The sequence below is a fragment of the Enterococcus sp. 3H8_DIV0648 genome (assembly GCF_002140655.1).
GTDB classification, from domain to species: domain Bacteria; phylum Bacillota; class Bacilli; order Lactobacillales; family Enterococcaceae; genus Enterococcus_A; species Enterococcus_A hulanensis.
In genome coordinates this window covers 1060869-1071700 of record NZ_NGLG01000002.1, presented here as the reverse complement: position 1 = coordinate 1071700, position 10832 = coordinate 1060869, and the positions used below count along the sequence as shown (strand labels likewise).

At 45.5% G+C, this 10832-nt stretch carries 13 protein-coding genes; 11 read left to right on the top strand and 2 right to left on the bottom strand.

The features are described from left to right. The 11 genes from A5875_RS21425 to A5875_RS21375 all read left to right on the top strand — a co-directional run. A partial coding sequence (locus A5875_RS21425; protein ID WP_254911918.1) for an AIR synthase-related protein occupies positions 1–358 on the top strand: 358 nt, incomplete at its 5' end. 14 nt (positions 359–372) lie between these two features. Then, positions 373–963: a sulfurtransferase-like selenium metabolism protein YedF gene (gene yedF / locus A5875_RS21420; protein WP_088934893.1), complete on the top strand. Its 591-nt coding sequence runs from the start codon at positions 373–375 to the stop codon at positions 961–963. A gap of 99 nt (positions 964–1062) precedes the next feature. After that, entirely contained in the window at positions 1063–1329 is a 267-nt protein-coding gene (locus A5875_RS21415; protein ID WP_088935589.1) for a DUF3343 domain-containing protein, read from the top strand. Positions 1330–1333: 4 nt separating this feature from the next. Then, on the top strand, positions 1334–3223 hold the full coding sequence (gene selB, locus A5875_RS21410) for a selenocysteine-specific translation elongation factor (protein ID WP_088935588.1): 1890 nt from the start codon (positions 1334–1336) through the stop codon (positions 3221–3223). Then, positions 3224–4348: an aminotransferase class V-fold PLP-dependent enzyme gene (locus A5875_RS21405; protein ID WP_088935587.1), complete on the top strand. Its 1125-nt coding sequence runs from the start codon at positions 3224–3226 to the stop codon at positions 4346–4348. It begins immediately after the preceding gene. Positions 4349–4363: 15 nt separating this feature from the next. Beyond that, positions 4364–5740, top strand: coding sequence for an L-seryl-tRNA(Sec) selenium transferase (selA, locus tag A5875_RS21400; protein ID WP_088935586.1), 1377 nt, complete (start codon positions 4364–4366; stop codon positions 5738–5740). 39 nt (positions 5741–5779) lie between these two features. Further along, positions 5780–6259 (top strand): CD3072 family TudS-related putative desulfidase, encoded by a 480-nt coding sequence (locus A5875_RS21395; RefSeq protein ID WP_340672803.1) that lies wholly within the window; start codon positions 5780–5782, stop codon positions 6257–6259. Then, positions 6252–6797, top strand: coding sequence for a CD3073 family putative ECF transporter S component (locus tag A5875_RS21390; RefSeq protein WP_088935585.1), 546 nt, complete (start codon positions 6252–6254; stop codon positions 6795–6797). Before A5875_RS21395 ends, A5875_RS21390 begins: the two co-directional genes overlap by 8 nt. 253 nt (positions 6798–7050) lie before the next feature. Then, a complete protein-coding gene (locus tag A5875_RS21385; RefSeq protein ID WP_088935584.1) occupies positions 7051–7410 on the top strand; it encodes a YxeA family protein in 360 nt (119 codons plus the stop codon). Between the two features lie 36 nt (positions 7411–7446). Next, positions 7447–8199 (top strand): ABC transporter ATP-binding protein, encoded by a 753-nt coding sequence (locus tag A5875_RS21380; RefSeq protein WP_088935583.1) that lies wholly within the window; start codon positions 7447–7449, stop codon positions 8197–8199. 11 nt (positions 8200–8210) lie between these two features. Next, positions 8211–10013 carry an FtsX-like permease family protein gene (locus A5875_RS21375; RefSeq protein ID WP_088935582.1) on the top strand — a complete coding sequence of 601 codons (1803 nt, stop codon included), beginning with the start codon at positions 8211–8213 and terminating at the stop codon, positions 10011–10013. 30 nt (positions 10014–10043) lie between these two features. On the opposite strand, the gene A5875_RS21370 is transcribed toward A5875_RS21375, so the two are convergent. Together A5875_RS21370 and A5875_RS21365 are read right to left on the bottom strand one after the other, a co-directional pair. After that, positions 10044–10253 (bottom strand): helix-turn-helix domain-containing protein, encoded by a 210-nt coding sequence (locus A5875_RS21370; protein ID WP_088935581.1) that lies wholly within the window; start codon positions 10251–10253, stop codon positions 10044–10046. 28 nt (positions 10254–10281) lie between these two features. Then, positions 10282–10791 carry a DUF2975 domain-containing protein gene (locus A5875_RS21365; RefSeq protein ID WP_088935580.1) on the bottom strand — a complete coding sequence of 170 codons (510 nt, stop codon included), beginning with the start codon at positions 10789–10791 and terminating at the stop codon, positions 10282–10284. Positions 10792–10832 lie beyond the last annotated feature (41 nt).

Genomic DNA, 10832 nt, shown 5'->3' with positions numbered 1-10832 from the left:
GACAGGTTTTGGCTTGGCAGGGCATTTGCATGAAATGATGAACGACAAATTCAGCGCTGAAATTCATTCAAAAGACCTGCCTTATTTTGAAGAGGCATATCAGGGTGCGAAGGAATTTATCCTCACTGCGGGCGGTCAGCGAAATCGGAATTATATGGAAGAGAAGATGGATTTCCAAATCAATGATTTCGGGATCGAGGAATTACTATTTGATCCGCAAACGTCTGGCGGGCTGCTAGTCAGTGTGCCGGAGGATGAAGTAGCGGCTTTGCTGGAGGAATTACAGGCTGCGAATATTCCTGCAAAGGATTTTGGGATAGTCGTTGAAAAACAAGAAAAAGAATTGATTGTTTACTAGAGAGGATGGATATGATGTTTAAAGTTGATGCCTTAGGAAAAGCTTGTCCGTTACCAGTAATTGAAACGAAAAAGGCGTTACGTGAGCATGAGGTAGTACAAACGCTGGTTGATAATGAGATCGCGACACAAAATTTGAAAAAAATGGCGGAACAGCTGGGCTATATTTATCAAATGGATCAAGATGCTCCGAATCATTACACAGTAGTCATTTCAAAGGCCAATGTGGACCTCACTGAGGAAGTACCTCAAGCTGCTGAACCGCTGGTGACAGTCGATGATTATATCGTGGTGGTGGATACAAACGTGATGGGACGCGGTTCTGATGAATTAGGGAAAAACCTGTTAAAAGGCTTCATTTATTCATTAACCGAACAAGATGTACTGCCAGAAAAAGTGATTTTCTATAATGGCGGGGTGCAATCAGTCGTTGAAGGATCGGATTCTTTAGAAGATCTCCGCGGCTTAGCTGAAAATGGCGTGGAAATTTATGCCTGCGGCGCTTGCTTGAACTTTTACGAGTTGACTGCGGCTGTTGGTGAAGTGACGAATATGTACCGGATCGTAGAAATGATGCGCCAAGCACCGAAGATCGTTAAACCATAAAAAGCTTGTAATTACTATTTTAGTTAGATACGGCTTGAAGATAGAACTCATTTTTCTTTTGAAAAATGAATACATTAATATGAAAAAGGAGCAGTTTTTATGCAGACATACGGTGTTGCGCTATTTTATTCAACCCGGGAGGCCATGAAAGCTGAGGAAATCGCGAAGGAAGCCCAACTTGCCGTTCGAATCATTCCCACACCGGAAAAGATTCATGCTAGTTGCGGCTTTTCTTTGAAATATCCGCTGTCAGAAGAGGCTTCATTGACCTTGTTGCTTGAGGAATCAGGGATTGCTTCGGAGGGCTTTTATCATGCGACCCAAGAGGGCTTGAAAACAGACTATACGTTGATTCAGAAAGGATAAATAGATGGCAAATATTGTAATTGGAACGGCAGGGCATATTGACCACGGAAAAACAACACTGATCAAAGCTTTGACCGGAATCGAAACGGATACAACAAGCGAAGAAAAGAAACGTGGGATGTCGATCAATTTAGGTTTTGCTTATTTGGATCTGCCGAACAAAAAACGGGTCGGTATCGTGGATGTGCCGGGGCACGAAAAATTCATCAAAAACATGGTCGCTGGGCTGCCAGGGATCAATTTAGTTCTGCTGGTGATTGATGCAGCAGAAGGGATCATGCCGCAAACGAAAGAGCATATCGATATTTTGACCTTATTAGGCATTCGGGATTTCCTGATTGTCTTGACGAAGGTGGATACGGTCGATCCTGATTTGAAAGAGTTGGTGATTGAGGATATTCGCGAACAATTAGCGGATACTCCATTGGCGGATGCTGATTTGATCGAAACGGATGCGGTAACTGGAACCGGGATCAAGGAATTGCTGGAAAAAATCCAAGAGCATTCAGAAGAGGTGCAGGAGCGTTCAGGCAGCGGATCGGCCCGCCTGAATGTGGACCGTGTGTTTAGTGTCAAAGGCTTTGGTACGGTTGTGACGGGAACATTATTAGATGGTTCGATCACTGCCGGCGATGATCTGTATCTCTATCCGAGTCAGAAAAAAACGCGGGTGCGTAATATCCAAGTACATGAAACGGATGTCAAAAATGCGCAGCCGGGACAGCGAACGGCGCTGAATTTGGCGAATATCGCAACCGATGAGATCCAGCGGGGCGATGTGTTATCTGTGTCTGAAAAGCTGGAAGATACGTGGATGCTGGATGTAAAGGTTACCTGCTTGCCTGAAGTCGAAGGCGGAATTGGTCTATGGGATCGGGTGCGGCTATTGATCGGTACGCGTGAAGTGATGGCGCGGACAGTTCCATTAGGGGTGGACTGGATCGGACCGGGCGAGGATGGCTTCTTGCAGCTGCGATTAGAAGAGCAGGTCGCGGTTAAAGAGCGTGATCGCTTTATTTTGCGCTCCTATTCACCGATGTATACGATCGCAGGCGGCGAGGTTCTGGATGCGGCGCCGCATAAACATCGCCGCTTCAAAATGGAGATTCTGGAAAGCTTGAAGGCGAAGGAAGAAGGCAGCTTAGACGAATTAATCGCAGATTTCATGGTCAATAAGAAGCAGCCGTTTACTAAGGAAAAGGAATTGCAGGAATACTTAGGGGTTGATCTGGAAGAATTGCGGCCGATTTTAACCGAAATGGTCGAAGAGGGCCGCGTACTGGAAACCAAAGTCGGTTATTTGGCTCAAGCCAGCTATCAAAAATTGGTGGATCGCTCTACTGAGATTTTGGCCGCTTATCATAAGCAATACCGTCTGCGTTTTGGGATGCCTTTGGAAGAATTCCGTTCGCGGATGCGGAGCGTCTTAGCCGAAAAAGAAATTTCAGCTCTGATCGGGTTAATGAAGGAAGAATTGATCAAAGAGGCGAATGACAAGATAGCGTTAGCTGATTTTGAGGTCACCTTTAATAAATACCAGCAGGCCGCAAAAGAAAAAATCGAAAAGGCGTTAGCAAAAAATGGCTATACACCAGTCAAAAAAGAAGAATTGTATGATCTGGATAAAAACGCAGAAGAAGTGTTAGAAGCGTTGAATGGCGAGTCGGTGGTCTTCTTGACCCATGAATATGTGCTGCTAGGAAAAGTATTCGATCAAGCCGTCAAAGAAAGTCAAAAATATATTGCAGAGCATGAACAGATGACCTTGGGAGATTTCCGTGACTTTACGAACTCCAGCCGCAAATCGTCGATGTTGATTCTGGAATATATGGATAAGCAGGAAATCACGAAACGAGTGGAAAATTATCGGATCTTAGGAGAGAAGGGAAAATAAATGGGCATTTATTTGGATAATGCCGCCACGACGGCTCAAAAGCCAGCGGTTGTGGCAGAAGCTGTGACGCAAATTTTGACGGGCGAATACGGAAATCCTTCTCGCGGCGCCCATGGGTACTCGTTGGCGGGCTTTCGTGTGGCCGAAAAGGCGCGCAATCAGGTGAAAGAGTTGTTTAACGCTGATCAGCGCTATGAGGTTGCCTTTACCAATAATGCGACGGTCTCGTTGAATGAAGTTTTGAAGGGCTTGATCCATGCGGGGGATCATGTGCTTACGACTTCTTGGGAACACAATTCGGTGCTGCGGCCGTTGTATCAGTTGGAAGAACAAGGGGCCAGCTTCGATGTTGTTTCCAGCGAGGCGGTGACGGGTCGTTTGAATTATCAGGAATTTGCTGAAAAAGTTCGACCTGAAACGAAGGCGGTGGTCTGCAACCATGCCAGCAACGTGACAGGAAATCTGTTAGACCTTGAACGGGTCAAGGATTTCTGCGCAGAACAAGAGCTTTATCTGATTATTGATGCTTCACAAACGGCGGGCGTCATACCGATCGATCTCAGTGACGGAAAAATCGCGGCGTTGTGCTTTACGGGGCATAAATCATTATACGGACCACAAGGGACTGGCGGCGTTTGTCTATTGAAGGATTTGCCAGTCGAGCCGGTGATAACAGGCGGCGATGGGATGCAGTCATTTTCAAAGGTGCAGCCGAAAAATCTGCCAACCTTGTTAGAAGCCGGCACATTGAACATTCCCGGGATCGCAGGTTTAAGTGCCAGCATCCAGTGGCTGATGGAAAAAGAGCCTGCGGAAAAATTAGGCACTTACTTCTATCAAGAGCTGCAAAAAATCGCGGGCGTGACGATCTATGGAGATTTCACGAATCCGCGGGTCGATGTTTTTTCAATCAATATCAAAGACGCGGAATCGGCGATCGTCAGTGATTTGCTGTGGGAAGAATATCAGGTTGCGACGCGTCCGGGGTATCATTGTGCGCCATTGATGCACGAGGCGTTAGGGACGGCGGATCGCGGAACGGTTCGTTTGTCATTTTCAAGTTTTACCACTAAGGCTGAGGTCGATACAGTCTTAGCTGCATTACAAAATCTGGCGTTACGCTAAGAAAGCAGGTGGCCTATGTCAAAAGAGATTCAAAATATTTTAGCAAGTTTGCCTTCCGTGGATGTCTTATTGAAACAGATCGACCCGATTTATCCTCACGGAAAGGCCAAGGAAGCGACTCAGCAGGTTGTTGCGAGTCTACGCGAAGCGGTGGTTGACGGCACCCGAAAAACCGTCATCGATCAAAAAGAGGTCGTGGCAATGATCCATAAGCAGCTGGAAGAAAAGCAATTTTCACTTCGGCGAGTGATCAATGGAACAGGTACCGTGATCCATACGAACTTGGGGCGTTCGTCATTAAGCGCGAAAACACAGGAGCAGCTGTTAGCGACCAGCTTCCATTATTCTAACTTGGAGTTTGATCTGGAAAGCGGCAAGCGCGGTTCGCGTTATAGTCATTTAGTTTCGATCGTGAAGAAGCTTACAGGTGCCGAAGATGTGCTGGTAGTGAATAATAATGCGGCGGCAGTGCTTTTGGTCTTGAGTACCTTGACGCAGGAAAAAGAAGTGCTGGTTTCACGCGGCGAATTAGTGGAGATTGGCGGCGCCTTCCGAATTCCCGATGTGATCACATCAAGCGGCGGCACGATCGTCGAAGTCGGAACGACCAACAAGACGCATTTAGCCGATTATGAGAAAGCGTTGACGGAAGAGACTGGTGCAGTCTTAAAAGTCCATACTAGCAACTATCGGATCGTTGGCTTTACCGAAAGTCCGGCGCTGGAGGATTTAGCAGAATTGGCGCATCAGAATGATTTGCCCCTGATCAATGATTTAGGCAGCGGATTGTTATTAGATATGCGGCCCTTTGGTTTGCCTTATGAGCCGACAGTAAAAGAAGTGCTGGATCAGGGTTGCGACATCGTGACCTTCAGCGGCGACAAGCTATTAGGCGGACCGCAGGCAGGGATCATCGTCGGTAAAAAAGAATACATTGAAAAGATGAAGAAAAATCAATTATTGCGGGCACTGCGGATCGATAAGATGACCTTGAGCGCGCTGGAAGCGACGTTATCGTTGTATCTTGATGAAAAGGAAGCCTTGAAATCCGTGCCGACGTTGCAAATGATTGGATTGAGTGAAGAGGATTGTCTAGGTAAAGCGGCCGAGCTTGCGGCGATGCTGCAGCGGATCACGGAATTAAGTGTGAAGATCGAAAAAGACAGCAGCAAAATTGGCGGCGGCTCTTATCCGGAGCATTTATTGCCAACGTATGCTGTTGTGTTAAGCAGCGAGCGTTTCACCGCCGATGATTTGCAGGAAAAACTGCGCTTAGCGGCGACACCAATTATCACAAGGGTAAAAAATGACTGCAACTTCTTAGATTTGCGAACGATCGCAGTAGAGGAATTTTCGCTGATTCAAGAAAGCCTGCAGGAGATTTTTAAATAGATTGAAGGAGGGAAGACTATTCAACCACAGAAACAATTAGTGGCCGTGTCTCATTGTGTTTTGAACCAAAATGCGGTGATCCATGGCTGGGAACGGGCACGCGGCGCTTTTCCGTTTGCGATCGAGTTATTGAGTCGCGGGATTGCTTTGATCCAATTGCCGTGTCCCGAGTTTATCGTGTTAGGAGGCGATCGTCCGCCGATGACTTACGAAGAATATCGTGAGCTGCCGAATTATCGGCAAACATGTCAGGAGCTGTTAGAGCCGATGATCCAGCAGATTCAAGCGTATCAGGCAGAAGGCTATCAGTATCTCGGAATTATCGGGATCAATGAAAGTCCGAACTGTTCGATTACCGGACAACGGGGAGTCTTGATGGAGGAGTTTTTCGCGAGGTGTCAGCAGGCTCAGATCGGGACCAACTTTTTGGAGGTTCCTACTTGGTACAGCGAGGACGATCAAGGGGCATTTAAGGAACAGTTGCAAGAGTTTTTAGAAAGAGGGTTAGCAAATGAATAGTAAAGCAAAAGTGATCGCGATGTGTGCGATCGCAGTCGGATTGAATGTTGTCTTGGGCGAAGCGGTGTCAATGATGAAGATTCCGTTGTTGTTTTTAGACACGATGGGAACGATTTACATTGCAGCGAATTTCGGTATGGGCTGTGGTATTTTGACCGGAGTGACGACGAATTTATTGATGGGGTTATTCAGCGGTCCGTTATCGATTCCCTTTGCGCTGGTGAATGTAGCAGTAGCGATCGTGGTTGCGCTGTTGGCGAAAAAAGGCTTTGGGTATAAACAGGCGTTAATCGCAGGTGTCTTATTAGCCTTTATTTGTCCAATGATCGGAGCACCGATTCGCTTAGCGTTGTTTGGCGGGTTTACCGGATCAGGTACAGACATCGTGATCATGGCGCTGAGAGCTTCGGGCAAGGAAATGATCAGTGCAACTTATTGGGGTGCTGTAACGGGGAATGTGGTGGATAAAATCGCCTCTTGTCTGTTAGTTGCGTGGTTTATCAAATTACCGCAAATGCAGCGTTTCGCAATAAAGTGAGCGTGAGCAGTTTCTGCGGCTAAGGTACTTAGTCTGGAAATTTTAAAGTGAGCTGGCTATCAACGAAAAGAAGTTGAGGCTGGCTTATTTTTTTTTGCTTAAATGAATCTGACGCTAATCAAAAGGCGCTGGTCGTTTTTTGCGGGAATTTTTCGAAATGACAAAACTGTTAGGTGTTTTTAGGTTGTTTCAATGGTTGATTTTCTGAGGGTTTTGTATAGTTGCTTCAGAAATAAAAAAGGAGCAATCAGTGATGAAAAAAATTTTGATTGGTTTAGTGAGTTTGATCGTCATCGCCTTTGTAGGCTTACAGATAGCAGATAAAGTTGTGAAGGGCGGCGAGGACTATTACGTCCAGATTACCACAGATGGAGAGCGCATCGATGAGAAGGACAGCAGCGGGAATCCTTATGTTGATTATAAGTATTCATTGCCCGGCTATGACAAGAACGGCGAGAAAAAAGTGTTGAACTTTAACGCATCGAAGGATCGTCCATTGCGCCGCGAGGCTTTTCTAAAAGTAACGTGGAACGAGAAAAAGGGCGTGACTTCTTATGAAGAGGTCACACAAAAACAACTACCGAAAAAGGCCGCGGAAAAACTAGGGTTCTAGTTTTTCGGGGGCTTATACAGAACAAGGAGTGAAAGTATGGAAAAAATCGTAGCAGTCAATGACGTGAAGAAAACCTACGGAAAGGGCAATCAGAAAAAGACCGAGGCCTTAAAAGGCATTTCATTTGAAGTAGAAAAGGGCGAATTTATCGGAATCATGGGCGCCTCTGGTTCGGGGAAATCGACGCTATTAAACCTATTAGCAACCTTAGATAAACCAACAGGCGGCAAGATTAAAATCAATCAAGCCGATGTGACCAAATTATCCGGCAATCAATTAGCCGATTTTCGCAGTCGCGAGATCGGGTTTATCTTTCAAGATTTCAACTTGCTGGAAAATTTAACGGCGGCGGAAAATATCGCGGTTCCGTTATCCCTGCAAGGTGTCAAAGGCAAAGCTATTCATCGGCGGGTAGCTGAAGTAGCGAAGCGTTTGTCGATTGATGGTATCCTAAACAGTTATCCCGCGCAAATTTCTGGCGGACAAAAGCAGCGGGTGGCAGCCGCGCGGGCGCTGATCACTCAGCCGACGATTCTATTAGGAGACGAACCAACCGGTGCGCTGGATTCACAGAGTGCCCGAGATTTATTAGACACGATGGAGGAGCTGAATCAAAAGGATCAGGTTTCGATTTTATTAGTAACCCATGATCCATTTTCCGCCAGCTATTGCCGCCGGATTTTATTCATTAAAGACGGTGTGATCTATCAAGAGGTCAAACGTGAAAATCAAACACGGGAAGCTTTTTATCGTCAGATTTTGAGCATTCTCGGGAATCTGGAACAGTAGGGGGAAATTCAATGCTTTTAAAATTATCGCTTACTGGGATTAAAGGTCGTTTGAGAGATTATATCGTGCTCTTTTCCGGCTTGGTCATGGCCTCTGGGATCTTTTATATGTTTGAAGGCTTGGCAACTAATAAGACCTTTTTGGAAAGCAACACGACGATCTCTTCGGTGGTTATGATTTTCCATTTAGGAACCGTTCTGCTGTCCATCATTACCTTTGTCTATATTTTGTACGCCAATTCCTTTTTAATGACGATGCGGCAAAAGGATTACGCGATGTTCATGATGCTGGGAGCCAAAGGTCGGAAGATCGCGCAATTGATCTTTATTGAAACCTTCGTGGTTGGTGTCGGGGCAACGATCGTTGGGACGGTGCTGGGCATCGGCTTGAGCAGTGTGGTTCAGCAATTGTTGGTCAAACAGCTCGCCATCAAGGTCACGCATTTCGCGGCACTTAATTCGTCAGCTATCTTGTTCACCTTGGCTTTTTTCACCATCATTTTCTTGTTAGCGGCCTTCGTGAATGCCATGACAATCGTGAAAAAACCAATCTTGAGTCTGTTAAAGGCCAGCGAAACACCATTGCCGGCCAATCGTAAACGAATGACATTGCTGCTGGAAGTAGTGGCAGGGGTGATCTTTTTAGGGATCGGCTATTTGATGATGAAGCTGGTGGGCACATTGCAGCTGATTGCCTTGGCGGTGGCATTGGTCACGATTATCTTAGGAACATACTTTGTTTTTCATTCCATTTTGATTTTTGTTTTGGACCTGTTGAAGCGCCGAGATAAGATCGCCTTGAAAAAATTAAACAATTTTACCTTGTCGCAACTAAGCTTCCGGATTCAAGATTATACGAAAATTTTGTCGATGGTGGCGATGCTCTTCGCGCTAGCGCTAGGGGCAATCACGGTAGGTCTAGGCTTCCATAATGAAGTCTCTAAAATGACCGAAGCGACCTCCGCCTATGATCTAGTGTTGAATAATGGACAAACCGTCTCTTCTTCAGAGCTGGAAAAAATCACGCCGACTTCTGATGTTGCTTATCAGCAAAAAGAAGATGCAGCTACGGTTTACTATGATCGCGGGCAATTTGATCAAACCCCGCTTTCGGCAATCGAATTTGACAAGCAGAATCAGGCGAAAAAGGTTCAGTATTCAGGTGAGAAGCTGGCAGGCGATGTTGTCGCGGCCGACAAGTTACGAAACTTGGAATTGCCGGAACAGCAGACGAAGAAGCACCAATTCTTAACAAGTGAGGAATTTGCGGCTTTGCCGATCCAAGCGACTGAATTGCGCTTGATCACGGTGGCTGATTTTGCGAAAGCTCGTCCAGCCTTAAAAACCTTAGCGGAAGAAAACTTGAAAAAAAATCCTTCATTAAATGATGGAGTGGGGAATTTTACGCAAAAAGCTTTGATCTATGATATGTATAATGCATTGTTCTCAGGCTTTGAATTTATGGGCTTTTTCTTAGGAATCGCCTTTTTAACGATGCTGGCAAGCTGTCTGATGTTCAAAATATTATCAGGCGCCAAAAGCGATATTCAACGCTACAGCATGCTGGAAAAAATCGGCACGCGCCGCAAGCTGTTGACCCAATCGATTAGAAAAGAGATCGGGATATTATTCTTGGTTCCGGGATTATTAGGGGTCATTCATGTCTTGTTTGGACTCCAAATGTTCAAGACGCTTTTGAGTGAGCCGTACAGCAATATCTGGCTGCCGTTTTTGATTTTCTTTGTTCTATATTTTGTCTATTATTTACTGACCGTATGGATCTATACGGGGATCGTGATGAGACGTGCAGACTAAAAAAGCTTCCAGCGAGCAGCTGGAAGCTTTTTACGATTCTTCTTCAATATATGCTAAGATATCTCCCGGCTGACATTCCAGCACTTTACAAATTTCATTGAGAGTCGTAAAGCGAACAGCTTTTGCTTTTCCGGTTTTTAGAACGGAAATGTTGGCATTGGTCATTCCGACTCTTTTTGCCAGCTCGCCAGAAGACATTTTTCTCTTTGCCAGCATAACGTCTAGGTTTACTTGGATCATTCTTGCCGAGCTCCTTTCGTGGTCTAACTTAGATAGTTAACTCATTTTCTTCTGCGATCAGATTGGCTTTTTCTAAAATTTTAGCCAATGCCCAGACGATCGACGCTCCAACGAGATAGGTTAGATCAAAAGCACTGTCGTTGACTGAAATATCATGCATTGACGCATAAACATCAGGAAGGCAAGAGGTTACGGATAAGACTAATAGAATGATCGAGATTTTTTTCGCCGTAACGACATTTGTACGAACGAAAATTTGATCCAGCTCCAGATTTTTGAAGAAGCTGCGCACAAAGTAAAAAAGTACGCCGTATAAAACAATGTTCGCGATCAATAGCAGAAGGAATAGCGGCGAAGAGAGCACATCGAAAGTAAACGCTCCGAAAGGCAGTTCTTCTACCCGGTATTCTTGCGCAATCGAAGTAAAATTGAAAATGATGATCAATGCTGTTAAACTTGCGACTGCCACCCCCATAATCCCAACAAAGAAACTAAACAACCATTTTAAGGCCTTAAAAACCCCTTTTTCTGAATTCATCTAAATGCCCCTCCTTTTATCGGACTTGATAAGTTTAATAT

Excerpts from the sequence above, each read along its gene's own strand:
- yedF (WP_088934893.1), top strand. The coding sequence starts at position 373 with ATGTTTAAAGTTGATGCCTTAGGAAAAGCTTGTCCGTTACCAGTAATT.
- A5875_RS21415 (WP_088935589.1), top strand. The coding sequence starts at position 1,063 with ATGCAGACATACGGTGTTGCGCTATTTTATTCAACCCGGGAGGCCATG.
- selB (WP_088935588.1), top strand. The coding sequence starts at position 1,334 with ATGGCAAATATTGTAATTGGAACGGCAGGGCATATTGACCACGGAAAA.
- A5875_RS21405 (WP_088935587.1), top strand. The coding sequence starts at position 3,224 with ATGGGCATTTATTTGGATAATGCCGCCACGACGGCTCAAAAGCCAGCG.
- selA (WP_088935586.1), top strand. The coding sequence starts at position 4,364 with ATGTCAAAAGAGATTCAAAATATTTTAGCAAGTTTGCCTTCCGTGGAT.
- A5875_RS21390 (WP_088935585.1), top strand. The coding sequence starts at position 6,252 with ATGAATAGTAAAGCAAAAGTGATCGCGATGTGTGCGATCGCAGTCGGA.
- A5875_RS21385 (WP_088935584.1), top strand. The coding sequence starts at position 7,051 with ATGAAAAAAATTTTGATTGGTTTAGTGAGTTTGATCGTCATCGCCTTT.
- A5875_RS21380 (WP_088935583.1), top strand. The coding sequence starts at position 7,447 with ATGGAAAAAATCGTAGCAGTCAATGACGTGAAGAAAACCTACGGAAAG.
- A5875_RS21375 (WP_088935582.1), top strand. The coding sequence starts at position 8,211 with ATGCTTTTAAAATTATCGCTTACTGGGATTAAAGGTCGTTTGAGAGAT.
- A5875_RS21370 (WP_088935581.1), bottom strand. The coding sequence starts at position 10,253 with ATGATCCAAGTAAACCTAGACGTTATGCTGGCAAAGAGAAAAATGTCT.
- A5875_RS21365 (WP_088935580.1), bottom strand. The coding sequence starts at position 10,791 with ATGAATTCAGAAAAAGGGGTTTTTAAGGCCTTAAAATGGTTGTTTAGT.